At 73.6% G+C, this 24779-nt stretch carries 20 protein-coding genes; 17 read left to right on the top strand and 3 right to left on the bottom strand.

Going from position 1 to position 24779, the window contains the following annotated elements:
* Positions 1-146: 146 nt before the first annotated feature.
* Entirely contained in the window at positions 147-1265 is a 1119-nt protein-coding gene (gene serC / locus ACFW01_RS05085) for a phosphoserine transaminase (RefSeq protein ID WP_234957120.1), read from the bottom strand.
* Between the two features lie 110 nt (positions 1266-1375).
* Here serC and ACFW01_RS05080 point away from each other — a divergent pair, with 110 nt between their 5' ends.
* The 3 genes from ACFW01_RS05080 (at position 1376) to ACFW01_RS05070 (ending at position 6644) form a co-directional block, all read left to right on the top strand.
* A complete protein-coding gene (locus tag ACFW01_RS05080) occupies positions 1376-4234 on the top strand; it encodes an FAD-binding and (Fe-S)-binding domain-containing protein (protein WP_384502409.1) in 2859 nt (952 codons plus the stop codon).
* Between the two features lie 74 nt (positions 4235-4308).
* Positions 4309-5952, top strand: coding sequence for a VCBS repeat-containing protein (locus tag ACFW01_RS05075; RefSeq protein ID WP_384502408.1), 1644 nt, complete (start codon positions 4309-4311; stop codon positions 5950-5952).
* Positions 5953-6062: 110 nt separating this feature from the next.
* Positions 6063-6644, top strand: coding sequence for a DinB family protein (locus ACFW01_RS05070; protein ID WP_384502407.1), 582 nt, complete (start codon positions 6063-6065; stop codon positions 6642-6644).
* Positions 6645-6695: 51 nt separating this feature from the next.
* Here ACFW01_RS05070 and ACFW01_RS05065 read toward each other — a convergent pair whose 3' ends face one another.
* Positions 6696-7148 carry an NUDIX hydrolase gene (locus tag ACFW01_RS05065; RefSeq protein ID WP_384502406.1) on the bottom strand — a complete coding sequence of 151 codons (453 nt, stop codon included), beginning with the start codon at positions 7146-7148 and terminating at the stop codon, positions 6696-6698.
* Positions 7149-7364: 216 nt separating this feature from the next.
* Between ACFW01_RS05065 and ACFW01_RS05060 the strand changes: the two genes are divergently transcribed.
* The 11 genes from ACFW01_RS05060 to ACFW01_RS05010 all read left to right on the top strand — a co-directional run bounded on the left by ACFW01_RS05060 (position 7365) and on the right by ACFW01_RS05010 (position 19896).
* The gene (locus ACFW01_RS05060; protein WP_234957124.1) at positions 7365-8330 is read left to right on the top strand and encodes an EamA family transporter; all 966 of its coding nucleotides are present in this window, start codon (positions 7365-7367) and stop codon (positions 8328-8330) included.
* Positions 8331-8477: 147 nt separating this feature from the next.
* Entirely contained in the window at positions 8478-8972 is a 495-nt protein-coding gene (locus tag ACFW01_RS05055; RefSeq protein WP_384502405.1) for a MarR family winged helix-turn-helix transcriptional regulator, read from the top strand.
* Positions 8969-9457, top strand: coding sequence for a hypothetical protein (locus ACFW01_RS05050; protein ID WP_384502404.1), 489 nt, complete (start codon positions 8969-8971; stop codon positions 9455-9457). The genes ACFW01_RS05055 and ACFW01_RS05050 overlap by 4 nt, the downstream gene beginning before the upstream one ends.
* Before the next feature lie 204 nt (positions 9458-9661).
* Positions 9662-10474, top strand: a complete 813-nt coding sequence (locus ACFW01_RS05045) for a TIGR03084 family metal-binding protein (protein ID WP_384502403.1) — start codon at positions 9662-9664, stop codon at positions 10472-10474.
* The gene (locus ACFW01_RS05040) at positions 10471-12141 is read left to right on the top strand and encodes an acyclic terpene utilization AtuA family protein (protein WP_234957128.1); all 1671 of its coding nucleotides are present in this window, start codon (positions 10471-10473) and stop codon (positions 12139-12141) included. The genes ACFW01_RS05045 and ACFW01_RS05040 overlap by 4 nt, the downstream gene beginning before the upstream one ends.
* A 72-nt stretch (positions 12142-12213) precedes the next feature.
* Entirely contained in the window at positions 12214-13812 is a 1599-nt protein-coding gene (locus ACFW01_RS05035; RefSeq protein WP_384502402.1) for an acyl-CoA carboxylase subunit beta, read from the top strand.
* Between the two features lie 43 nt (positions 13813-13855).
* Positions 13856-15700, top strand: a complete 1845-nt coding sequence (locus ACFW01_RS05030; protein WP_384502401.1) for an acetyl/propionyl/methylcrotonyl-CoA carboxylase subunit alpha — start codon at positions 13856-13858, stop codon at positions 15698-15700.
* A gap of 85 nt (positions 15701-15785) precedes the next feature.
* The gene (locus ACFW01_RS05025; RefSeq protein WP_384502400.1) at positions 15786-16934 is read left to right on the top strand and encodes an acyl-CoA dehydrogenase family protein; all 1149 of its coding nucleotides are present in this window, start codon (positions 15786-15788) and stop codon (positions 16932-16934) included.
* 48 nt (positions 16935-16982) lie between these two features.
* Positions 16983-18551 (top strand): 4-coumarate--CoA ligase family protein, encoded by a 1569-nt coding sequence (locus tag ACFW01_RS05020; RefSeq protein ID WP_384502399.1) that lies wholly within the window; start codon positions 16983-16985, stop codon positions 18549-18551.
* Positions 18548-19282, top strand: a complete 735-nt coding sequence (locus ACFW01_RS05015) for an enoyl-CoA hydratase family protein (RefSeq protein WP_384502398.1) — start codon at positions 18548-18550, stop codon at positions 19280-19282. Before ACFW01_RS05020 ends, ACFW01_RS05015 begins: the two co-directional genes overlap by 4 nt.
* Positions 19270-19896, top strand: a complete 627-nt coding sequence (locus ACFW01_RS05010) for a TetR/AcrR family transcriptional regulator (RefSeq protein ID WP_384502397.1) — start codon at positions 19270-19272, stop codon at positions 19894-19896. Before ACFW01_RS05015 ends, ACFW01_RS05010 begins: the two co-directional genes overlap by 13 nt.
* Positions 19897-19993: 97 nt before the next feature.
* Here ACFW01_RS05010 and pdxH read toward each other — a convergent pair whose 3' ends face one another.
* Positions 19994-20671, bottom strand: coding sequence for a pyridoxamine 5'-phosphate oxidase (gene pdxH / locus ACFW01_RS05005; protein ID WP_234957135.1), 678 nt, complete (start codon positions 20669-20671; stop codon positions 19994-19996).
* A gap of 240 nt (positions 20672-20911) precedes the next feature.
* Here pdxH and ACFW01_RS05000 point away from each other — a divergent pair, with 240 nt between their 5' ends.
* The 3 genes from ACFW01_RS05000 (at position 20912) to ACFW01_RS04990 (ending at position 24775) form a co-directional block, all read left to right on the top strand.
* Positions 20912-22012 (top strand): citrate synthase 2, encoded by a 1101-nt coding sequence (locus ACFW01_RS05000; RefSeq protein WP_122619669.1) that lies wholly within the window; start codon positions 20912-20914, stop codon positions 22010-22012.
* Between the two features lie 332 nt (positions 22013-22344).
* Positions 22345-23220, top strand: a complete 876-nt coding sequence (locus ACFW01_RS04995) for a GNAT family N-acetyltransferase (RefSeq protein ID WP_234957136.1) — start codon at positions 22345-22347, stop codon at positions 23218-23220.
* A gap of 154 nt (positions 23221-23374) precedes the next feature.
* Positions 23375-24775 carry a PAS domain-containing protein gene (locus ACFW01_RS04990; protein ID WP_234957137.1) on the top strand — a complete coding sequence of 467 codons (1401 nt, stop codon included), beginning with the start codon at positions 23375-23377 and terminating at the stop codon, positions 24773-24775.
* Positions 24776-24779 lie beyond the last annotated feature (4 nt).

The following is a 24779-nucleotide window of genomic DNA, read 5'->3' as shown; positions in this document are numbered from 1 at the left end:
GTGCGGGTGACCGGCCTCGACCGCTCCCTGCGGGTGGCGCACGCCAGGGTGTTGTTCGGCGTGGAGTTGGGCTTAGGTTGGGGGGGTGGGCGCCGGGGGTAAAATCCGCGGGGCGCCCTCCGTCGTCGTACGGGAAGAAGAAGCCGTTACAGCTTCTCGATCACATAGTCCACGCACTTCGTGAGCGCCTCGACGTCCGCCGGGTCGATCGCCGGGAACATCGCCACGCGCAGCTGGTTGCGGCCGAGCTTGCGGTACGGCTCGGTGTCGACGACGCCGTTGGCGCGCAGCACCTTGGCGACGGCGGCGGCGTCGATGTCGTCGGCGAAGTCGATGGTGCCGATGACCTGCGAGCGCTTGGCCGGGTCGGTGACGAACGGGGTGGCGTACTTGGACTCGTCGGCCCAGGTGTACAGGCGGGTCGAGGAGTCCTTGGTGCGGCCGGTGGTGAAGTCCAGGCCGCCCTGGCCGTTCATCCAGTCCAGCTGCTCGCCCAGCAGGAAGAGCGTGGCGAGGGCCGGGGTGTTGTACGTCTGGTTCTTGCGGGAGTTGTCGATCGCCGTCGGCAGGGAGAAGAACTCCGGGACGTGGCGGCCGGACGCGTGGACCCGCTCGGCGCGCTCGATCGCGGCCGGGGAGAAGACGCCGATCCACAGGCCGCCGTCGGAGGCGAAGGACTTCTGCGGCGCGAAGTAGTAGACGTCGGTCTCGGTGATGTCGACCGGCAGACCGCCGGCGCCGGACGTCGCGTCGACCAGCACCAGGGAGCCCTCGTCGGCCCCGGCGACCCGCTTGACGGGCATGGCGACGCCGGTCGAGGTCTCGTTGTGGGTGAACGCGTACACGTCCACGCCGGCCTCGGCGTGCGCGTCGGGGTGGGTGCCCGGGTCGGAGGAGACGACGGTCGGCTCGGCCAGCCAGGGCGCGAGCTTCGCGGCCTTGGCGAACTTGGACGAGAACTCGCCGAAGCTCAGGTGCTGCGACCTGTTCTCGATCAGTCCGTGGGTCGCGACGTCCCAGAACGCGGTGGAGCCGCCGTTGCCGAGGATCACCTCGTAGCCGTCGGGGAGCCGGAACAGCTCGCGGATGCCCTCACGGACCTTGCCGACCAGGTTCTTGACCGGAGCCTGTCGGTGGGAGGTGCCGAGGAGGGACGTACCGGTGGCGGCCAGGGCGTCCAGCGCCTCCACCCGCACCTTGGAGGGACCCGCGCCGAATCGACCGTCCGCGGGCTTGATGTCAGCAGGAATCTGGATCTCAGCCACGTGCCGGAGGGTATCCCGTCGGCCAAACCGGGCGAAGCCATGTCCGTCCGATGAGACGAGATCTCCGCCTTGCGGACCTGTGCCAAGCGACGAACGCGCATGCTGGAGACATGACCGATCTGGAGGCAGCACTGCGCAGGGCCGTCCGCGGCGAGGTCGGATTCGACGTCACGTCCCGCGCGCTGACGACGATGGACGCGTCCAACTACCGGAGGGTCCCGCTCGGCGTGGTGGCGCCCAGAGACGCCGACGACGTGGCGGCCGCGCTGGAGGTGTGCCGGGAGCACGGGGTGCCGGTCGTCGCGCGGGGCGGCGGCACGTCGATCGCCGGGCAGGCGACCGGCACGGGCGTGGTGGTGGACTTCACCCGGCACATGAACCGGCTGGTCTCCCTCGACGCGGAGGCGCGGACGGCCGTGGTCCAGCCGGGCCTGGTCCTCGACCGCCTCCAGGACGCCGCCGCCCCGCACGGCCTGCGCTTCGGCCCCGACCCCTCCACTCACAGCCGGTGCACGCTCGGCGGCATGATCGGCAACAACTCGTGCGGCTCCCACTCGGTGGCGTGGGGCACGACGGCCGACAGCGTGCGCGAGCTGACGGTGCTCACCGCGCGCGGGAAGCGGCTGCGGCTCGGGCAGGAGTGGGCCGGCGCGCCGGACGGCCTGCGTGCTCTCGCCGACGGCGACCTGGCACGCCTGCGCACCGGCTTCCCCGACCTCCCCCGCCGCATCTCCGGCTACGCGCTGGACGCGCTGCTGCCGGAGCGGGGCGCGGACGTCGCCCGCTCCTTCTGCGGCTCGGAGGGCACGCTGGGCGTCCTGACCGAGGCGACGGTACGGCTGGTCGAGGCGCCGCGCGCGCGTGCGCTGGCGGTGCTGGGCTACGCCGACGAGGCCGGGGCGGCGGAGGCGGCGGCCGGGCTGCTGCCGTACGGCCCGCTCACGGTGGAGGGCATGGCGGCCGACCTGGTGCCGTCCACGGAGGGGCTGCCCCGGGGCGGGGCCTGGCTGTTCGTGGAGACCGGCGGCGACTCGGAGGCGGAGGCACGCGCGCGTGCGGAGGCGATCGTGCGGGCGGCCGACGTCGTCGACGCGCGTGTGGTGACCGACCCGGCGGGGCAGCGGACGCTGTGGCGCGTGCGGGAGGACGCGAGCGGTACGGCGACGCGGATGCCGGACGGTTCGGAGGCGTGGCCCGGCTGGGAGGACTGCGCGGTGCCCCCGGCCCGCCTCGGCGCCTACCTGCGCGACTTCAGGGCGCTGCTGACCTCGCATGGTCTGCGCGGCACACCGTACGGCCACTTCGGCGACGGCTGCATCCACGTACGGATCGACTTCGACCTGCTGACGGACGCGGGCGTCGCGCGTTTCCGCCGCTTCTCGGAGGAGCTGGCGGACGTGGTCGTGGCGCACGGGGGCTCGCTCTCCGGTGAGCACGGGGACGGGCAGGCGCGGGCGGAACTGCTGCCGCGGATGTACGGGGAGGAGACGGTGGCGCTCTTCGAGCGGGCCAAGGCGGTCTGGGACCCGGACGACCTCCTCAACCCCGGCATGCTGGTCCGCCCGGCCCCGCTGGACACCAATCTCCGCTTCTCCGTCCTGCCGCGCGAGCCGGTGGACGTGGCGTTCGGCTACCCGTCCGACGGCGGTGACTTCTCGGCGGCGGTACGGCGCTGCGTGGGGGTCGCCAAGTGCCGTACGACGTCGGTGTCGGGCGCGGGCGTGATGTGCCCGTCCTTCCGGGCGACGGGGGACGAAGAGCACTCCACCCGCGGACGTGCCCGCCTGCTGCACGAGATGCTCGCGGGCGAGCTGGTGACGGACGGCTGGCGCTCGACGGAGGTCCGGGACGCGCTCGACCTGTGCCTGTCCTGCAAGGGCTGCCGCTCCGACTGTCCGGTCGAGGTCGACATGGCCACGTACAAGGCTGAGTTCCTGCACCACCACTACGCGGGGCGCCGACGCCCCGCCGCCCACTACGCGATGGGCAGGCTGCCGGTGTGGCTGCGCTGGGCGGCACGGGTGCGGGTGGCGCCGGTCGTCAACGCGCTGGCGTCCGTGCGCCCGTTGGCGGCGGTGGCCAAGCGTCTCGGCGGCATCGCGGGCGAACGGGAGCTGCCGCGCCTGGCCCGGGAGCCGTTCACCCGCTGGTGGCGCGGGCGTCCTGCGGTTCCGGCCCGCTCCGGCGATCTGGTGGTCCTCTGGCCCGACACCTTCACCGAGCACCTGTCACCGTCGGTGGGCCGGGCGGCCGTACGGGTCCTGGAGGCGGCGGGGCTGCGGGTGGCGTTGCCGCCGACGCTGCGGGGACGCGCCCCGGTGGGCGACGGCACGTCGAAGTCGTTGGCGGCGCTGTTGCCGACCCGCCGGGGCCGGGTCTGCTGCGGCCTGACGTACGTGTCGACGGGCCAACTGGACCAGGCCCGCGCGGTGCTGCGGCGCACGCTGGACCTGATGGCCCCGGTACTGGAGACGTCGGCACCGGTCGTCGTCCTGGAACCCAGCTGCGCCGCCGCCCTGCGCACGGATCTGCCCGAGCTGTTGCACGACGACCCGCGCGCGGCCCGGCTGGCCGCCCGTGTACTGACCTTCGCGGAGGCCCTGGAACGCCACGCCCCCCACTGGACCCCGCCCGCCGTGGACCGCCCGGTCACCGGCCAGACCCACTGCCACCAGCACGCGGTCCTGGGCGACGCCGCCGACCGCCGCCTGCGCGAGGCGGCGGGCCTGACCGGCGAACTGACCGGCGGCTGCTGCGGCCTCGCCGGCAACTTCGGCTTCGAGAAGGGCCACTACGAGGTCTCGGCCGCCTGCGCGGAGGACCAGTTGCTGCCGGCGGTACGCGAGGCTCCGGAGGACGCGGTGGTCCTGGCGGACGGCTTCTCGTGCCGGACGCAGTTGGAGCAGTTGGGCGGGGTGCGGGGACGGCACTTGGCGGAGGTGCTGGCGGAGGGGTTGGAGGGGGAGTGACGGCGCGGACCTCGGTCCGGCGCCCCCGGCGGGTGATCGGAACCGCGTGCCGCCGCCGGTGCGTGATCATTCGTATGGACGGTTCGGATGATCAGGACGGCACCCCGCGGCGGCGCGTCGGCAGGCGGACGTGGCTGATCGGCGGTGTCGCCGGTGTCGTCGCGGTGGGTGTCGTCGTGGGGGTGGTGGTCGCCGGCGGCGAGCCGGAGGGCGTCGCCGCGCCGTACGCCTGCCGGACCTCGGCCGAGGGCGCCGTGCCCGCCACCGCCGCCGCGTCGGGCCGGCCCGCGTCGGAGAGCACCGGGCCCGCCACGAAGCGCCCTGCTCCGAAGGGCACCGGGCCCGCCACGAAGCGCCCCGCCCCGGAGGCCACCGTGCCCCCGGCCGACTTCGACGGGGACGGCAACCCCGACCTCGCCCTCGGCTCCGGCGGCAGCGTCGAGGGCGGGAGCGGCGGCGGGAGTGTCGAGGTCGCCTACGGGACGGGGGACGGGACACGGATCGGGCGCTGCCAGTACCTCACGCAGGACGACCCCGGGATACCCGGCGAGAACCGCGACGAGGCGTTCTTCGGGACGGACGTCGTGGCGCGGGACTTCGACGGGGACGGGTACACCGACCTCGCCACCGCCGTCTTCGACTGGAAGCCGAGCGTGATCATCGTGTGGGGGTCGGAGAACGGGCTGGCCGGCGCCACGCGGGTGCCCGGCACCGACAGCAGCCACGTCGCCTGGGACAACGACCCGCTCCTGGACGAGCAGCTCGCCGCCGGTGACTTCGACGGGGACCGGCATCCCGACCTGGTCTTCGGGCTCGGTTCCGACAAGGGCCTGCTCAAGGGCCCCTTCCGGCGCGACGGCACCCCGGCCGGGACGGACCGCGTCCCCGCCCCGCGCAGGCCCGCGCCGGAGGTCGGCAACGCCACCTACGGCGACCTCGTCGCCGGGGACCTCGACGGAGACGGCGTCGACGACCTGGTGAGCTTCCACAACGCCGATCCGGACCCCGAGGGCTCCTGGTCCGAGCAGGTCAGACCGGTGAGCTACCTGCACGGCGGCCGGGGCGGCTTCACGCAGCCGCGGGGCGTGCGCCTCCCCGACGCCGGGACGGGTGCCATCGGCGACGTGGACGGCGACGGCTTCGGCGATCTCGTCCTCACCCCCCGGGGCGGCGACGCGAGCCGCAGCTCGGTGACGGTCGTGTACGGCTCGGAGTCCGGGCCGGGCGGGCGGACGACGACCGTGGACCGCGACACCCCGGGCGTGCCCGGCGAGGAACCCCAGGACGAGGACGCCGCCCTCGCCCCCCTCGACGTCGGCGACGTCAACGGCGACGGGTACGCCGACGTGGTCGCCGGCGCGCCCCGCTGGGACATCTACGGGAAGCCCGGTCCCGAGCAGGTGCTGTTCCTGGCCGGCGGTCCGGACGGACTCGGCGGCACCGGCGCCCGCCTCTTCGGCGGGGCCGGCTTCGGCGCCGACCCGGACGGCAGGGCCGACTTCGGCACCTCCCTCGGCCTCACCGACCTGGACGGCGACGGCCACGCGGACCTCGTGGTGACCGCTCCGGGCAGTGACACGATCGACGGCGCCGCGTGGGTGCTCCCCGGTACGGCCGAGGGGCCCGCGACCGAGGGCGTGGTCCGGCTGTCCGCCGACACCTTCGACGACACGGAAGGGCTGGGCCTGCTGATGGGGGGTGCGGGGATCGCCCGCTAGGTCATCCGGTCGTCCGTCCCGGGCGCGCGATCTAGGACGTGATCCGACCTACATGCCTCGTAGCGTGGTCTCACCGACGGAGCAGGAACACCGGAAGACGGAGACGGACCATGCCCTTCGAAGAGCCCACCACCCACACCGGCGAGACCACCACCGGCGCCCCGGCCACCCGCGAAGCGGCCGTCACCGGCGAGCGCGCCGACCTGCTGGAGATGCTGGCCAAGCAGCGGCACTTCCTCCGCTTCACCACCCGTGACCTCACCGATGAGCAGGCCGGCCTGCGGACCACCGCCAGTGAGCTGTGCCTCGGCGGTCTGATCAAGCACGTGACGGCGGTGGAGAGGGGCTGGGTGGACTTCATCCTCGACGGCCCGTCCGCGATGGGCGACTTCACGGCCATGACCGAGGGCGACTGGGCGCGGCGGGACGCCGAGTTCCGGATGCTGCCCGGCGACACGCTGGACGCTGTGCTGGCCGCCTACGCGGAGACCGCCCGCAGGACCGACGAGCTGGTCGCCACCCTGCCCGACCTGGGGGCCGCACAGCCGCTGCCGAAGGCCCCCTGGTTCGAGGCCGGCGCGCACTGGTCGGCCCGCCGGGTGCTGATGCACGTCATCGCCGAGACCGCCCAGCACGCCGGCCACGCCGACATCATCCGCGAGTCCCTGGACGGCGCGAAGAGCATGGGCTGACCGGAAGGGAGTCCGCCCGAGCCGGTGTGTCCGGTGCCGCCCGCGAGGCCCTCAGGGCGTCGTCTCGCCCCGCACCAGCGGACCGCACACCGGCTGGCTGTCCTCGGGCAGCTCGTCGGGGCGGCACCAGCGGGCCTCCAGGATCTCGAAGGGGTCGATGCGGAGTTCGCCGCCCAGCAGCCGGGCCTCGTAGGCCACTTCGAGCCGGGTGCGCAGGCCGCTGTTGAGCATGACCAGGCGGCCCACCTCCACGTCCAGGGTGGTCTCCTCCCTCACCTCGCGGACGACCGTCTCCCGGAAGTCCTCGCCCTTGCGCGCGAAGCCACTCGGCAGACCCCACTGGCGGCCCGGCGGCCACATCCGGTGCTTCAGCAGCAGGACCCGGCCCTCGTCGTCGCGCACGACGCCGGTCACGCCGACGACGTACTTGGTGTGCAGGAGCCACATCACACGGCTCTGAACGGGGCGCAGCAGGTGCCAGAGGCGGGCAACGAGTCGTCTCACGGTGCGGACGCTACCTCCTCACCGAATGGGTCCCCCGGGCGAGTCCGCCCACATGCCGGAAGTCCGTTGACAGCGACCCTCCCCGCTCGCGACAGTTGCGTGGCGGGGCTATGCGCCTGACGTAGTCCAGTGCTCTGCACTGTGACGTACAGTGTGGTGCACCAGCCCGTGTCCAGCCTCCTCCTCAGTCCTACTCCCGAACGCCCCGGAGCCACCGTGAGCACCCCCAGCACCCCGTCCCCCGCCGCCGCCCCCGTGGCCGGCGCGGAGGCGGCGCCCGCCACCGGCCATCACTCCGTGCCGGGCGGGCGGCGGGGTTCCCTCGGCCCGGTCGGCCTGGTCCTCGCCGGAGGCCTCTCCGTGCAGTTCGGCGCCGCGCTGGCGGTGACCCTGATGCCGCGGGCCGGCGCGCTCGGTGTGGTGACCCTGCGGCTGGCCGTGGCCGCCGTCGTACTGCTGCTGATCTGCCGGCCCCGGCTGCGCGGGCACTCCCGCGCCGACTGGGGCACGGTCGTCGTCTTCGGCATCGCCATGGCCGGTATGAACGGCCTCTTCTACCAGGCCGTCGACCGCATCCCCCTCGGCCCCGCCGTCACCCTGGAGGTGCTCGGCCCGCTCGCCCTGTCCGTCGTGGCCTCCCGCCGCCTGGTCAACCTGGTCTGGGCCGCTCTCGCCCTGGCCGGCGTCTTCCTCCTCAGTGGCGGCGGCTTCGACAGCCTCGACCCGGCCGGGGTCGCCTTCGCGCTCGGGGCGGGCGCGATGTGGGCGGCGTACATCGTCTTCAGCGCCCGCACCGGGCGCCGCTTCCCGCAGGCCGACGGGCTGGCGCTCGCGATGGCGGTCGGCGCCCTGCTGTTCCTGCCGCTGGGCATCGCCGAGTCGGGCGGGAAGCTCCTCGACCCGGTCACGATCGCGCTGGGCGCCGGGGTCGCCCTGCTCTCCTCCGTCCTCCCCTACACCCTCGAACTCCTCGCCCTGCGCCGCCTGCCCGCCCCCACCTTCGCCATCCTGATGAGTCTGGAACCCGCCATCGCCGCCACAGCCGGCTTCCTCATCCTCGACCAGGCCCTCTCCGTCACCCAGTCCGCGGCCATCGCCCTGGTGATCGCGGCCAGCATGGGGGCGGTGCGGACTCAGGTGGGGCGGGGGCGGAAGGTGCAGGCGGTACCGGATCTGCCGTAGTCGTAGTCGTAGTCGTAGTCGTAGTCGTAGCCGTAGCCATAGCCGTAGCCGCAGTCGCAGCCCCGGTGTCTGCCGGGCGATTGCTCGGGCGGGTGCGGCCGGTGTTTTCAGTAGCCATGGATATAGTAGCCATGTACTGTATTTCTCATGAGTGAGGGTTCATCGCACGCGACGCCCGGCTTCCTCGTGTGGCGGCTCGCCAACAAGTGGCGGGTCGCGGTGGATCGCGCAGTGGCTCCACTGGGCCTCACACACGCCCAGTACTCGGTGGTCGCCTCGTTGTACGGGATGCAGCGGGCCGGTGAGCGGCCCAGCCAGCGTCGGCTCGCCGATCACACGGGGCTGGAGGCGCTGTACGTCTCGAAGCTCGCCCGAGCGCTGGAGGCGGCCGGGCTGGTCGAACGCACCCGTGATCCCCGCGACCCGCGTGCTGTCCAGCTCGCCCTCACCGACCAGGGCGAGTCCGTCACGCGGGAGGCCATCGCGGTGGTCCGGGAACTGCTTCAGCTGCTGCTGGAGCCGCTCGGCGGTCTCGACGCTCCCCGGGCGCGTGCCTTCACCGGCGAGTTGACGACCCTGCTCGACGCACCTCTCGATCCGCCCGTACCGAACGACGAGAGCACTCGGAGGAGAACGCCATGACCACCACCACGCCCGCCACCGCACCGGCCGCCGACCATTCCGCCGCCGACGCGCCCGTCGCCGACGCCCGTGCCCTCGGACTGGCCCACTACGCCGCCCGAGGGGTGCTGGAGCAGTTCCTCACCCGCCACGACGTCACCTTCCGGCAGCAGGCCGTCCTGCGCGCCGCCGTAACCGCCGAGGACTCGCAGACGCCCGACGGCCTCGTCGCCCAGGTCCACGGCACGCTGAAGGGCGACCCGGCCGACATCCGGGCCGACGTGGACGGCCTGCTGGCCAAGGGGCTGCTGATGGCGGACGGCACGCGCCTGTTCGCGGCCGACGCCGGGCGGGAGCTGCTCGCCGCGGTCGGCGCGGAGGTCGCGCCCGTCAGCGCCCGCATCTGGGGCGGGATACCCGCGGACGACCTGGCCGCCGCCGGCCGTGTCCTCGCTCTGGTCACCGAGCGCGCCAACGCCGAGTTCGCCGACCTGACCGCCACGTGACCACGTGACCACGTGACCGCGTGACCGCGTGACCGCGTGACCGCGTGACCGCGTAAGGCGTGATCGCGAGGCCGTGTGACCCCAGTACGCACGGTGTCCCGCTCCCGGGCGGAAAATCATGCAAGCGCGCTTGATTGTTCCTCCGGCCCCTGCCATGCTCCCCCCACACCGCGCCGCGCACCACCGTGCCCGAGGGGAGCGATCGTGTCCGACCCGACGCCCGTGATCGACGATCTGCGCGAGGAGAGTGAGGAACTCGACGCGCTGGTGGCCCGGTTGGGGCCCGGGGAGTGGCGGATCGCCAGCCCGGCGCCCGGCTGGACGGTCGCGCACCAGGTCGCGCACCTGGCCTGGACCGACCGCGCCGCCCTGCTCGCCGTCACCGACGAGGATGGCTTCCGGGGACTGGTGGAGCAGGCCCTCGCCGCGCCCGACCGGTACGTCGACGACGGTGCCGAGGAGGGCGCCCGGCAGCATCCGGACGAGCTGCTGGCCGCCTGGCGGGACGGCCGGACCGCTCTTGACGAGGCACTGCGCGCCGCCGCACCCGGCGCCCGCTTCCCCTGGTACGGCCCGCCCATGACCGCCGCCTCCATGGCCACCGCCCGCCTGATGGAGACCTGGGCGCACGGTCTGGACATCGCGGACGCGATCGGCGTCGTGCGACCGCCCACCGACCGCCTCCGGCACGTCGCCCGCATCGGCGTCCGCGCCCGGGACTTCGCCTACGCCGCCCACGGACTCACCCCGCCCGCCGAGCAGTTCCGCGTCGAACTCACCGGACCGGGCGGCGATCCGTGGGCGTACGGCCCCGAGGACGCCCCGCAGCGCGTCACCGGCCCCGCGCTCGACTTCTGCCTGCTCGCCACCCAGCGCGCCCACCGCGCCGACCTCGCCCTCACCGCCGAGGGCCCCGACGCCGACCGATGGCTGGACATCGCCCAGGCCTTCGCCGGGCCACCGGGAGCCGGGCGGCAGCCCAAGGAGGCCGGGGAACCGAAGGGGGCGGCACAGTGAGCGTGCTGCGCGTCGGCAACGCCTCCGGCTTCTACGGCGACCGCTTCGACGCCATGCGCGAGATGCTCACCGACGGCCCCCTCGACGTCCTCACCGGCGACTACCTCGCCGAGCTGACCATGCTCATCCTGGGCCGCGACCGGCTCAAGAACCCGGACGCCGGGTACGCCCGCACCTTCCTGCGCCAACTGGAGGAGTGCCTCGGACTCGCCCACGACCGGGGCGTCAGGATCGTCAGCAACGCCGGCGGACTCAACCCCGCCGGACTCGCCGACGCCGTACGCTCCCTCGCCGACCGCCTCGGCATCCCCGTGAGGGTCGCGCACGTCGAGGGCGACGACCTCACCGCCGCCCACCCGGGGACCCTGGCCGCCCACGCCTACCTCGGCGGCTTCGGCATCGCGGAGTGCCTGCGCGCGGGCGCCGACGTCGTCGTCACCGGGCGCGTCACCGACGCCGCCCTGGTCACCGGGCCCGCCGCCGCGCACTTCGGCTGGGCCCCCACGGAGTACGACCGGCTCGCGGGCGCGGTCGTCGCCGGGCACCTGCTGGAGTGCGGGGCGCAGACGACCGGCGGCAACTACGCGTTCTTCCAGGACGGCGACGTACGGCGGCCCGGCTTCCCGCTCGCCGAGATCCACGCCGACGGCACCTCGGTCATCACCAAGCACGACGGCACCGGCGGCTTCGTCGACACCGGCACCGTCACCGCCCAACTGCTGTACGAGACGGGCGCCGCCCGGTACGCGGGACCCGACGTCACCGCCCGCCTCGACACCGTACGGCTCACCCGGGAGGGCCCCGACCGCGTCCGCGTCGAGGGGGTGCGGGGCGAGGCGCCGCCGCCCACCCTCAAGGTCGGCCTCAACCGCCTCGGGGGCTTCCGCAACGAGGTCACGTTCGTGCTCACCGGCCTCGACGTCGAGGCCAAGGCGGCGCTGGTGCGCGCCCAGCTGGAGCCCTCGCTCGGCAAGGCCGCCGACGTCCGCTGGGAGCTGGTCCGCACCGACCGGCCCGACGCGCCGACCGAGGAGAGTGCCAGCGCCCTGCTCCGGCTCGTCGTCCGGGACGCCGACCAGCAGGTCGTGGGGCGGGCGTTGAGCGGAGCCGCCGTCGAACTGGCCCTCGCCAGCTACCCCGGCTTCCACGTGCTGGCGCCCCCCGGAAAGGGCGCGCCCTACGGGGTCTTCGAGGCCGTCCACGTCCCCCGGAGCACGGTGGATCACGTGGCGGTCCTCCACGACGGGCGCCGGGTCCCCGTGCCGGGCGCCCAGGACACCGCCGTACTGACGGATGTGGCGGAACCGCCCCCGCCGCGGCCGCTCCCACCGGGTCCCGTCCGCAGCGCTCCCCTCGGCCTCGTCGCCGGCGCCCGCAGCGGCGACAAGGGCGGGAACGCCAACGTCGGCGTCTGGGCGCGCACCGACGACGCCTGGCGCTGGCTCGCGCACGAACTCACCACCGACCGCTTCCGGCAGCTGCTCCCCGAGACCCGCGACCTGCACGTCACCCGGCACCCGCTGCCCAACCTGCGCGCCCTCAACTTCGTCGTCGAGGGCATCCTCGGCGAGGGCGTCGCCGCCCAGCACCGCTTCGACCCGCAGGCCAAGGCGCTCGGCGAATGGCTGCGCGCCCGCCACCTGGACATCCCGGAGGTCCTGCTGTGACCGCCGTCCCGCCGTATCTCCCGGAGGTCCTGCTGTGACCGCCGTCCCGCCGTATCCCCCGGAGGTCCTGCCGTGACCGTCCTCGCCTCCGCCCTCGACCCCGCCGCCCCCGACCACCGCGAGAACCGCGACGCCATGCTCGCGAAACTCGCCGACCTGGACGCCGAACACGCCAAGGCGCTGGCGGGCGGCGGCGAGAAGTACGTCGCCCGGCACCGGGGGCGCGGCAAGCTCCTCGCCCGCGAGCGCATCGAGCTGCTCCTCGACCCCGACACGCCCTTCCTGGAGCTGTCCCCGCTGGCCGCCTGGGGGAGCGAGTACACGGTCGGCGCCTCCCTCGTCACCGGCATCGGCGTCGTCGAGGGCGTCGAGTGCCTGATCACCGCCAACGACCCCACCGTGCGCGGCGGCGCCAGCAACCCCTGGTCGCTGAAGAAGGCCCTGCGCGCCAACGACATCGCGCTGGCCAACCGGCTGCCCTGCATCAGCCTGGTGGAGTCCGGCGGCGCCGACCTGCCCTCCCAGAAGGAGATCTTCATCCCCGGCGGCGCGATCTTCCGGGACCTCACCCGGCTGTCCGCGGCCGGCATCCCCACCATCGCCGTCGTCTTCGGCAACTCGACGGCCGGGGGCGCCTACATCCCCGGCATGTCCGACCACGTCATCATGGTCAAGGAGCGTGCCAAGGTGTTCCTCGGCGGGCCGCCCCTGGTCAAGATGGCCACCGGCGAGGAGAGCGACGACGAGTCACTCGGCGGCGCCGAGATGCACGCCCGCACCTCGGGCCTCGCCGACCACTTCGCCCTGGACGAGCCCGACGCCCTCCGCCAGGCCCGCCGCGTCGTCGCCCGCCTCAACCACCGCAAGGCGTACGCCGATCCGGCACCGGCCGAGCCGCCCAAGTACGACCCGGAGGAACTCCTCGGCATCGTCCCCGGCGACCTCAAGGCCCCCTTCGACCCGCGCGAGGTCGTCGCACGGATCGTCGACGCCTCCGACTTCGACGAGTTCAAGCCGCTGTACGGGACGAGCCTGACCACCGGCTGGGCGAGCCTGCACGGCTACCCTCTCGGCATCCTCGCCAACGCCCGAGGGGTGCTGTTCAGCGAGGAGTCCCAGAAGGCCGCCCAGTTCATCCAGCTCGCCAACCAGCGCGACATCCCGCTCCTCTTCCTGCACAACACCACCGGCTACATGGTCGGCAGGGAGTACGAGCAGGGCGGCATCATCAAGCACGGCGCCATGATGATCAACGCGGTCTCCAACTCCCGCGTCCCGCACCTGTCCGTCCTCATGGGGGCGTCCTACGGCGCCGGCCACTACGGCATGTGCGGCCGCGCCTACGACCCGCGCTTCCTCTTCGCCTGGCCCAGCGCCAAGTCCGCCGTCATGGGGCCGCAACAGCTCGCCGGCGTCCTCTCCATCGTCGCCCGCCAGTCGGCCGCCGCTAAGGGGCAGCCGTACGACGACGAGGGCGACGCCGCGCTGCGCGCCATGGTGGAGCAGCAGATCGAGTCCGAGTCGCTGCCCAAGTTCCTCTCCGGGCGGCTCTACGACGACGGCGTCATCGACCCGCGCGACACCCGCACCGTCCTCGGCCTGTGCCTGTCCGCCCTCCACACCGCCCCCTACGAGGGCGCGCGCGGCGGCTTCGGCGTCTTCCGGATGTGAGGGAACCACTGTGGCCACCACTGTGACAAGCGAGGGAAACACCGTGATCGGTACCGTCCTCGTCGCCAACCGCGGCGAGATCGCCTGCCGGATCTTCCGCACCTGCCGCGAGGCCGGAATCCGAACCGTCGCCGTGCACTCGGACGCCGACGAGAACGCCCTCCACGCGCGCGTGGCCGACGCGGCCGTCCGCCTGCCGGGCACCGCCTCCGCCGACACGTACCTGCGCGGCGACCTGATCGTGAAGGCCGCGCTCGCCGCCGGCGCCGACGCCGTCCACCCCGGCTACGGCTTCCTCTCCGAGAACGCCGGCTTCGCTCGCGCCGTCCTCGACGCCGGGCTGACCTGGATCGGGCCGCCGCCGGAGGCCATCGAGGCGATGGCGTCCAAGACCCGCGCCAAGGAACTGATGGGCATCGCCCCCCTGGGCGAGGTCACCGAGGCCGACCTGCCCGTGCTGGTGAAGGCCGCGGCGGGCGGCGGCGGACGCGGCATGCGCGTCGTACGGCGCCTCGCCGACCTCGACGCCGAACTGACCGCGGCCCGCGCGGAGGCGGCGAGTGCCTTCGGCGACGGCGAGGTCTTCGTCGAGCCGTACGTCGAGAACGGCCGCCACGTCGAGGTGCAGATCCTCGCCGACACCCACGGCACGGTCTGGGCGCTCGGCACGCGCGACTGCTCCCTCCAGCGCCGCCACCAGAAGGTGATCGAGGAGGCCCCGGCACCTGGCCTCACCGAGGACCTGGAGCGCGAACTCCACGACCTGGCCGCCCGCGCCGCCCGCGCCGTCGACTACGTGGGCGCCGGCACCGTCGAGTTCCTCGTCGCCGACGGCCGGGCGCACTTCCTGGAGATGAACACCCGCCTCCAGGTCGAACACCCCGTCACGGAGGCGGTCTTCGGCGTCGACCTCGTCGCCCTCCAACTGCGTGTCGCGGAGGGCCACGCCCTCGAGAACGACCCCCCACGCGCGCGTGGACACGCCGTCGAGGCCCGCCTGTACGCCGAGGACCCCGCGCAGGGCTGGGCCCCGCAGGCCGGCCGCCTGCACCGCCTCACCGTGCCCGCCGGCATCCGTCTGGACACCGGCTACACCGACGGCGACGACATCGGCGTCCACTACGACCCGATGCTCGCCAAGGCCGTCGCCCACGCACCCACCCGCGCGGAGGCCGTCCGCCGCCTCGCCGGAGCCCTGGAACGGGCGGCGGTCCACGGCCCGGTCACCAACCGCGACCTCCTCGTCCGCTCCCTGCGCCACGAGGAGTTCACCTCCGCCCGCATGGACACCGGCTTCTACGACCGCCACCTGGCCGGACTCACCGAGGCCGCCCCCGACCCCCTCGCCCCGCTCGCCGCCGCCCTCGCCGAAGCGAGCGCCGGATCCGGCCGCTTCGGCGGCTGGCGCAACCTGCCCTCGCAGCCGCAGGTCAGGCGGTACGCGGTCGCGGGCGAGGAACACGAGGTGCGCTACCGGCACACCCGCGCCGGCCTCGCGGCGGACGGCGTACGCGTGGTGCGCGCCGACGCCCACCGCGTCGTCCTCGAATCCGACGGCGTGCAGCGCCGCTTCGAGGTCGCCCGCTACGGCGACTCCGTCCACGTCGGCACCACCGCCCTCACCGCCCTGCCCCGCTTCCCCGACCCCGCCGCCCAGCACGCCCCCGGCTCCCTCCTCGCCCCCATGCCCGGCACGGTCGCCCGCGTCGCGGAGGGCCTGACGGAGGGCTCCGCCGTCGAGGCGGGCCAACCCCTCCTCTGGCTGGAGGCGATGAAGATGGAACACCGCATCACCGCCCCGGCCACGGGCACGCTGACGCACCTGCACGCCGTACCCGGCCAACAGGTCACGGTGGGCTCTCTGCTGGCGGTGGTGGAGGAGACCTAAGGGGCGCGGGGCCGCATTGAATATGCGGCTCCCCCGCGTGAGCGCGACCAACCACGACGAAGCCCGCACCCGAAGGAGCACAGTGATGACCACCCTCCTCGAATCCGACGAGCACAAGTCCCTCCGCGAAGCGGTATCGGCCTTCGCCCGGAGCCACCCCCGCGCCACCGGCCCCGCCGAGGCCAGGCACTTCTGGCAGGAGGCCGGCAAGCTCGGCTACATCGGCGTGAGCCTGCCGGAGGCGTACGGAGGCGGGGGCGGCGGTGTCACGGAACTCTCCCTCGTCCTCGAAGAGATGGGCGCCGCCGGCAATCCGCTGCTGATGATGATCGTCTCCCCGGCGATATGCGGCACCGTCATCGCCCGCTTCGGCACCGACGAACAGAAACAGACCTGGCTCCCCGGCATAGCCGACGGCACCCGCCTCATGGCCTTCGGCATCACCGAACCCGACGCCGGCTCCAACAGCCACCGCATCACCACCACCGCCCGCCGCGACGTCGCCACCGGCGACTGGATCCTCACCGGCCGCAAGGTCTTCATCAGCGGCGTCGACATCGCCGACGCCACCCTCATCGTCGGCCGCACCGAAGACGCCCGCACCGGCAAGCTCAAGCCCTGCCTGTTCATCGTCCCCCGGGACACCCCCGGCTTCGAGCGCCGGCAGCTCGACATGGAACTGCACGCCACCGAGAAGCAGTTCGAGCTGACCCTCGACGACGTACGGCTGCCCGCCGACGCGCTCGTCGGTGACGAGGACGCGGGCCTCCTCCAGCTCTTCGCCGGCCTCAACCCCGAGCGCATCATGACGGCGGCCTTCGGCATCGGCATCGGCCGCTACGCCCTCGCCCGCGCCCTCGAATACGCCCGCGAACGCACCGTCTGGAACACACCCATCGGCGCCCACCAGGCCATCGCCCACCCCCTCGCCCAGGCCCACATCGACCTCGAACTCTCCCGCCTGATGACGCAGAAGGCCGCGCACCTCTACGACGCCGGTGACGACATGGGCGCGGGCGAGGCCGCCAACATGGCCAAGTACGCGGCCGGGGAGGCCTGCGTGAAGGCCGTGGACCAGGCCGTCCACACCCTCGGCGGCAACGGCCTCACCCGCGAGTTCGGGCTCGCCTCGCTGATCACGGCGGCGCGGGTCGCCCGCATCGCGCCGGTGAGCAGGGAGATGATTCTCAACTACGTCTCCCACCAGACCCTGGGCCTGCCCAAGTCCTACTAGGCACCCGGGGGCCGCACTCCACGTCGTACGAGCCGCCTTGGAGGAACCGTGTTCCGCAGCCAGTACGCCGACGTCCCACCCGTCGACCTGCCCATCCACGAGGCCGTACTCGGCCGGGCCGCCGCCTTCGGGAGCGCACCGGCGCTGATCGACGGCACCGACGGCACCACCCTCACCTACGAGCAGGTGGACCGGTTCCACCGGCGCGTCGCCGCCGCCCTCGCGGAGGCCGGGGTCCGCAAGGGCGACGTCCTCGCCCTGCACAGCCCCAACACCGTCGCCTTCCCGCTCGCCTTCTACGCCGCCACCCGCGCGGGCGCCTCGGTCACCACCGTGCACCCGCTCGCCACGGCGGAGGAGTTCGCCAAGCAGCTCGGCGACTCCCGGGCCCGCTGGATCGTCACCGTCTCCCCGCTGCTCGACACCGCCCGCCGGGCCGCCGAACTCGCGGGCGGTGTCCAGGAGATCCTGGTGTGCGACAGCGCGGCCGGCCACCGCTCCCTGATCGACATGCTGGCGTCGACCGCCCCCGAACCCCGGATCGCGATCGACCCCGCCGAGGACGTCGCCGCGCTGCCGTACTCCTCCGGCACCACCGGGACCCCCAAGGGCGTGATGCTCACCCACCGCCAGATCGCCACCAACCTCGCCCAGCTCGAACCGCTGATGCCGGCCGCCCCCGGCGACCGCGTCCTCGCCGTGCTGCCCTTTTTCCACATCTACGGCCTCACCGCCCTGATGAACGCCCCACTGCGGCTCGGCGCCACCGTCGTCGTACTGCCCCGTTTCGACCTGGAGCAGTTCCTCGCCGCCATCCAGAACCACCGCATCACCGGCCTCTACGTCGCCCCGCCGATCGTCCTGGCCCTCGCCAAACACCCCCTGGTCGCCGAGTACGACCTCTCGTCCCTCAAGTACGTCGTCAGCGCCGCCGCCCCCCTGGACGCCCGGCTCGCCGCCGCCTGCTCCAAGCGGCTCGGCCTGCCGCCCGTGGGCCAGGCGTACGGCATGACCGAACTCTCCCCGGGCACCCATGTCGTCCCCCTGGACGCCATGGCCGACGCGCCGCCCGGCAGCGTCGGCAAGCTGATCGCCGGGACCGAGATGCGCATCGTCTCCCTCACCGACCCCGGCAAGGACCTTCCCCCCGGCGAGTCCGGCGAGATCCTCATCCGCGGTCCCCAGATCATGAAGGGCTACCTGGGCCGCCCCGACGCCACCGCCGCCCTGATCGACGAGGACGGCTGGCTGCACACCGGCGACGTCGGACACGCCGACTCCGACGGCTGGCTCTTCGTCGTCGACCGCGTCAAGGAACTGATCAAGTACAAGGGCTTCCAGGTGGCCCCCGCCGAACTGGAGGCCCTCCTGCTCACCCACCCCGGCGTCGCCGACACCGCCGTCGTCGGCACGTACAACGACGACGGCAACGAAGTACCCCACGCCTACGTCGTACGCCAGCCCACCGCACCCGGCCTCTCCGAAGGCGAGATCATGATGTACGTCGCCGAACGCGTCGCCCCGTACAAACGCGTCCGCCGGGTCACCTTCATCGACGCCGTGCCCAGGGCCGCCAGCGGCAAGATCCTCCGCCGGGAACTGCGAGGCACCGAGTGACCCTGATCGGCCGCACCCGCGAACGCGGCGTCGAGACCCTCACCCTCGACTCCCCGCACAACCGCAACGCCCTCTCCGCCGCCCTCGTCGGCGACCTCGCCGCCGCCCTCACCGACGCCGGCGAGGACACCGGTGTGCGCGCCGTCGTCCTCACCCACACCGGCACCACCTTCAGCGCCGGCGCCGACCTGCGCGACCCGCCCGACCCGGACACGCTGGTCGGGCTCTTCCGGCAGATCGCCGAGGTACCCAAACCCGTCGTCGCCCGCGTCACCGGCCACGTCCGCGCGGGCGGCCTCGGCCTCCTCGCCGCCTGCGACATCTCGGCCGCCTCCCACCAGGCCACCTTCGCCTTCACCGAGGTCCGCATCGGCGTGGCGCCCGCCGTCATCTCCCTCACCCTGCTGCCGCGCACCGACCCCCGCGCCCTCGCCCGCTACTACCTCACCGGCGAGCGCTTCGACGCCGCCGAGGCCGCCCGCACCGGCCTGGTCACGGCGGCCGGCGACGACGTGGACGCCGTACTCGCGCCCGTCCTCGACGGTGTGCGCCGTGCCTCACCGCAGGGCCTGGCCGAGACGAAGCGGCTGCTCACGGCTAGGGTGCTGGAGGCCTTCGACCGGGACGCGGCCGGCCTGACCGCGCTCTCGGCCCGGCTGTTCGCCTCCCCGCAGGCCCGCGAGGGGATGACGGCCTTCCTCGAACGACGGGATCCGGAATGGGTGGTGTGAGCGGCGCCGCGGACACGGCCGACCGCGCGGAGCGCGTGCCCAAGCAGGACCGCAGCCGGGCCACCCGGCAGCGGCTCCTCGAAGCCGCCGTCGCCTGCCTCGCCGAACGCGGCTGGGCGGGCTCCACGGTCTCCGTCGTCGCCGAACACGCCGGCGTCTCCCGCGGCGCCGCCCAGCACCACTTCCCGACCCGTGAGGACCTCTTCACCGCGGCCGTGGAGTACGTCGCCGAGGAGCGCTCCCTCGCGCTGCGCGCCCTGTTCCCCGAGGGCGCGACGGCCGGTGACCGCCGGGCCGTGGTCGCCGCGCTGGTGGGCCTCTACACCGGCCCGCTCTTCCGGGCCGCCCTCCACCTGTGGGTGGCCGCCTCCAACGAGGAGCAGCTGCGCGGCCGGGTCACCGAGCTGGAGGCCCGCGTCGGCCGCGAGAGCCACCGCATCGCCGTCGACCTCCTCGGCGCCGACGAGACCCGCCCCGGCGCCCGGGAGACCGTCCAGGGCCTCCTCGACATGGCCCGCGGCCTGGGCCTTGCCAACCTCCTCACCGACGACCGGGCCCGGCGGGAACGGGTGGTCGACCAGTGGGCCCGGCTGCTGGACGGGGAGCTGGGCTGAGGCGCCGCCTCACACCGGCCGCGGGTCCGCCACCCGGCGGCGCGGGCGGGGTGCTCCGGCGGACTCGGCGCCCACGGTGACCAGCTCCGTGCTCCCGTCACGGACTGAGCCGCTCCACCCGCCAGCTCCCGTCCGTCTCGGCCACGTACCGCAGCCGGTCGTGCAGCCGGTTCTCCCGCCCCTGCCAGAACTCGACCTCCCGCGGCGCCACCCGGAAGCCGCCCCAGTGCGGCGGCACCGGCACCTGCTCGCCCCGCGGGTAGCGCTCCGCCAGCCCGGCGTACGCGGCGTCCAGGTCGTCCCGGCCCGCCACCACGGACGACTGCGCGCTGGCCCAGGCCCCCAGCTGGGAGCCGTGCGGCCGGGTCCGGAAGTACGCGGCGGTCTCGTCCCGCCCGGTACGCCGCGCCACGCCCGTCACGATCACCTGCCGGGCCATCGGATGCCAGGGGAACAGCAGCGAGACGTACGGGTTCGAGCCCAGCTCGCGGCCCTTGCGGGAGTCGTAGTTGGTGTAGAAGACGAAGCCCTGCTCGTCGAAGTGCTTCAGCAGCACCGTGCGGGAGCTGGGCCGCCCCTCGGCGTCGGCGGTGGAGACGACCATCGCGTTCGGCTCGAACAGTCCGCCCTCCATGGCGGCCTGCTGGAACCAGCGCGCGAACTGCTCGACGGGGCCGGCGGCCAGCTCGGACTCGGCAAGCCCCTCGGCCCGGTACTGCTTGCGCATCGAGGCGAGATCGAAGGGGACGGCATCGCGGTCGGTCACACCGGCCATCCTGCCGTATCCGCGGTGTCCTTCGTCACTGAGTGGCACTGAGTGCCGCAACCTCTCCCCACGGTTGGCACTCGGAGATATCGTGCTGGTCCCGGCGCGGTTGGACGAACGGCCGTACGGGGCATCACAGGGGTGACCGCAGAACGAGGACCGCGAGTCGTGCGCACGACCGTGGATCCGGTGGACCCGATGAAGCCGACGGGTCGGTCACCACACATCTACGTCACGAGGAGCCGCCTGATGTCCGACTTCGTACCCGGGCTAGAGGGAGTCGTCGCGTTCGAGACGGAGATCGCCGAACCCGACAAGGAGGGCGGCGCCCTCCGCTACCGCGGCGTCGACATCGAGGACCTGGTCGGCCACGTGTCCTACGGGAACGTCTGGGGCCTGCTCGTCGACGGTGCCTTCAACCCCGGCCTCCCGCCCGCCGAGCCCTTCCCGATCCCGGTCCACTCCGGCGACATCCGCGTGGACGTCCAGTCCGCGCTCGCCATGCTCGCGCCGGTCTGGGGTCTCAAACCCCTCCTGGACATCGACGCCGAGCAGGCCCGCGCCGACCTCGCCCGCGCCGCCGTGATGGCCCTCTCCTACGTCGCCCAGTCGGCCCGCGGCCAGGGGCTGCCCATGGTCCCGCAGCGTGAGATCGACAAGGCTCAGTCCGTCGTCGAGCGGTTCATGATCCGCTGGCGCGGCGAGCCCGACCCCAAGCACGTCGCCGCCGTCGACGCCTACTGGACCTCCGCCGCCGAGCACGGCATGAACGCCTCCACCTTCACCGCCCGCGTCATCGCCTCCACCGGCGCCGACGTGGCCGCCGCCCTCTCCGGCGCCGTGGGAGCCATGTCGGGCCCGCTGCACGGCGGCGCCCCCTCGCGCGTCCTCGGCATGATCGAGGAGATCGAGCGCACCGGCGACGCCGAGGCGTACGTCAAGAAGACACTCGACGCGGGCGAACGCCTCATGGGCTTCGGCCACCGCGTCTACCGCGCCGAGGACCCCCGCGCCCGCGTCCTGCGCCGCACCGCCCGCGAACTGGGCGCCCCGCGCTACGAGGTCGCCGAGGCCCTGGAGAAGGCCGCCCTCGCCGAACTCCACGCCCGCCGCCCCGACCGCGTCCTGGCCACCAACGTCGAGTTCTGGGCCGCCATCATGCTGGACTTCGCCGAGGTCCCGGCCCACATGTTCACCTCGATGTTCACCTGCGCCCGCACGGCCGGCTGGTCCGCCCACATCCTCGAACAGAAGCGCACCGGCCGCCTGGTCCGCCCCTCCGCCCGCTACGTCGGCCCGGGCCCCCGCGACCCGCACACCATCGAGGGCTCCGAAACCCTCACGCCCTGACCGCCCCCGAAACGCAGGCGACCCGCGAGTCTGGTTCCTCCAGTGGAGGAGCCGGCCGGACGTACCGGCGACTCGCGGGTCGGGTGACTGCGATGGTTTGGCCGGCTGCGTGCGTCTCGCACACGCTGGTCCGGCACCGCACAGGATGTGGTGACGGGCCGCTAGCCCGCAGCCACCTCACGCGTCCGGTTGTCATACATTCTCCGGATCACCTCCTTTCGGTGTGGGGCCCACACTAGGAACCGCTCGGCCCTGGATCAATCGGTTTTCCGAGTCGATTCCCCGGCGATCACCCATGGACGCGTCTTCGCTGGTCACCTACCGTTTCGCCCATGGCGAAGCGACAGGGGGAGCCTTCGGTGAGGCGGGCGATAGGCAGTGGTTCGGTGTTCGAGGAGCGGATCGGGTACGCGCGGGCCGTCGTCGACGGGGACCGGGTGCACGTGTCCGGGACGACCGGGTTCGACTACGCGGCGATGACCATCTCCGAGGACGTGGTGGAGCAGGCGCGGCAGTGCCTGCGGAACGTCGGGGCGGCGCTGGCCGAGGCGGGGTGCACGTTCGCGGACGTGGTGCGGGTGCGGTACCTGCTGCCCGCGCGGGAGGACTTCGAGCCGTGCTGGCCCGTGCTGCGGCAGGCGTTCGGGGCGGTGCGGCCGGCCGCGACGATGATGGTGTGCGGGCTCGCGGACGACCGGATGCGGATCGAGATCGAGGTGGACGCGCGGCGCGCGCCGGTCGGTCCCGGCGCCGGGCTGCGGATCGCGGCCGTCGACGGGGACGCGATGGTCCAGGAGTGGCGGTACGTGCACAACGAGATCGTGCCGCCCGCCGCGATGACCCCGGACGAGGCGCGGGAGCGCGGCCGGCGGTACCGGCTGGAGAACGCCTACCTCGGGGACACGCTCGTCGGCTGCTCCACGGTGCGTCCGCCGGAGGGGGAGGAGCGGGTGGCCACCGTGATCGCGCGGGTGCTGCCCGCGTTCCGGGGGCGCGGCATCGGTACCGCGCTCTACGAGGCGGGTCTCGCACACGCGCGGGGGCTCGGCGCGCGGGCGGTGGAGACCGTGGTGCTGGCGGCGAACGCCGACGGGTTGCGGTTCGCCGCGGGGCGTGGGTTCGTGGAACGGGAGCGGTACGTCCTCGACGGCGAGCGGGACGAGTGGGTCGATCTGAGACTCGCCGGCCCATTGTCAGCACTGTCATGACCGTCATGACGGGGGCGTATGCCGAGTTTCCGCAGTACAACGATTTCCGCAATCTTGCGGGAACTCGGTGTGTGCTGCATCACGTTCGAGTTGAATGAAGGCCAGTGAGCGAACCGACGTACCGTACGGCGGACGCAGCCTGCAGGGGGTCCAGGTGAGTGCTTCCCGGCGTAGTGGGACCACCGACGAGCTGGGGCCGGACGAGCCCGAGCAGCCCGAGCGGGACGGCGCGGACCTGTTGGCCGCGCTCCTCGACGGGATGGACGCGGCCCTGTGCGCCTTCGACGCGGACGGCGTGGTCACCCACTGGAACCGCGAGGCGGAGCGGATCCTGGGCTGGAGCGCGGGCGAGGCCGTGGGGCGGCAGGGTTTCGCCGGGTGGGCCGTGCGCAGCGCGGACGCCGGTGAGGTGGAGGACCGGCTGCTGTCCGCGATGCGGGCGCCGGGGCGGCAGGTGCACGAGTTCGCGCTGCTGACCAAGGACGGCGGGCGGGTGCTGGTGCGCACCCAGTCGGCGGCGGTGCGCGGCGCCGACGGGAAGCCCGCGGGGGTGTACTGCGCCTTCAGCGAGGTGCACGCGCAGATCGACCTGGAGCGCTCCATCGCGCTGAGCGAGGCGCTGCTGGAGGACGCGAGCTGGGGTGTCGTCCTCGTCGACGCGGACCTGCGCCCCGCCGTGGTCAACGCGCACGCGGCACGCGCGCTGGGCGCCGGGCGCACCTCGGTGCTGGGGCGGCCGCTCGGCGATCTGCTCGTCCAGGGCGTGGAGGATCTGGAGAACGCGCTGACGCACGTCCTGGCGGAGGGCGCGCCGCCCGGACCCGCCGAGGTGTGGGTGGGGCTGCGGACGCCGGAGGGGGAGCGGCGCCGGTGCTGGCGCAGCGGGTTCGTGCGGCTGGCGTCGCCGCTCGCGGAGGAGCCGGTGCCGCTGGGCGTGGGCTGGCTGTTCCAGGACATCACCGAGGCCAAGCAGGCCGAGCAGGAGGCGGCGCTGCTGCGGTTCCGGGCCAATCAGCTGCACCGGGCGGCGCGGGCGGCGGCGGAGTGCGAGGACGCGGCGGAGGCGGCGGTGGTCCACCTGGACTTCGCACTCGCCGGTTTCGCCGACCACGCGCTGATCGACCGGCTGGCGGGCGGGGCCGTGGACACCGACGCGGCGGTGCCGGTCCGGCTGGTGCGGGTGGCGGCCACGCCGTCCGGTGCGCCCGGGCCGAGCGTGCCGTCGGGGACAGCCGGGATGCCGGTGCGCTACGGCGAGGGGCATCCGGCGGTGAGCTGTGTGGAGCGGGCGGGTTCGGTGCGGGCCAGTGCCGGTGCGCGGGCGGTGCCGCCCGAGAAGGTGCGGGACTGGGCGGTGGCCCGGCAGTGGCCGGCGGACACGGTGCACGGCCTGTGCGCGGTGCTGCGCAGCCGGGGCCGGACGCTGGGCGTGGTGACGTTCCTGCGGGGCGCCGGGCGGAGCGCGTTCGAGCGGTCCGACGCGATGTACGCGGAGGACGTGGCCGTCCGGATCGCGTCCGCGCTGGATCTGGCCGGCGTGGTGGAGAAGCGGTAGCCCG

Origin of the sequence: Streptomyces sp. NPDC058985 (assembly GCF_042740985.1) — a bacterium.
GTDB lineage: Bacteria > Actinomycetota > Actinomycetes > Streptomycetales > Streptomycetaceae > Streptomyces.
Note: the sequence above shows the minus strand (reverse complement) of the source record. Positions and strands in the feature narration are given on the sequence as shown.

Excerpts from the sequence above, each read along its gene's own strand:
- ACFW01_RS05080 (WP_384502409.1), top strand. The coding sequence starts at position 1,376 with ATGACCGATCTGGAGGCAGCACTGCGCAGGGCCGTCCGCGGCGAGGTC.
- ACFW01_RS05075 (WP_384502408.1), top strand. The coding sequence starts at position 4,309 with ATGGACGGTTCGGATGATCAGGACGGCACCCCGCGGCGGCGCGTCGGC.
- ACFW01_RS05070 (WP_384502407.1), top strand. The coding sequence starts at position 6,063 with ATGCCCTTCGAAGAGCCCACCACCCACACCGGCGAGACCACCACCGGC.
- ACFW01_RS05055 (WP_384502405.1), top strand. The coding sequence starts at position 8,478 with ATGAGTGAGGGTTCATCGCACGCGACGCCCGGCTTCCTCGTGTGGCGG.
- ACFW01_RS05050 (WP_384502404.1), top strand. The coding sequence starts at position 8,969 with ATGACCACCACCACGCCCGCCACCGCACCGGCCGCCGACCATTCCGCC.
- ACFW01_RS05025 (WP_384502400.1), top strand. The coding sequence starts at position 15,786 with ATGACCACCCTCCTCGAATCCGACGAGCACAAGTCCCTCCGCGAAGCG.
- ACFW01_RS05010 (WP_384502397.1), top strand. The coding sequence starts at position 19,270 with ATGGGTGGTGTGAGCGGCGCCGCGGACACGGCCGACCGCGCGGAGCGC.
- pdxH (WP_234957135.1), bottom strand. The coding sequence starts at position 20,671 with ATGGCCGGTGTGACCGACCGCGATGCCGTCCCCTTCGATCTCGCCTCG.
- ACFW01_RS05000 (WP_122619669.1), top strand. The coding sequence starts at position 20,912 with ATGTCCGACTTCGTACCCGGGCTAGAGGGAGTCGTCGCGTTCGAGACG.
- ACFW01_RS04995 (WP_234957136.1), top strand. The coding sequence starts at position 22,345 with ATGGCGAAGCGACAGGGGGAGCCTTCGGTGAGGCGGGCGATAGGCAGT.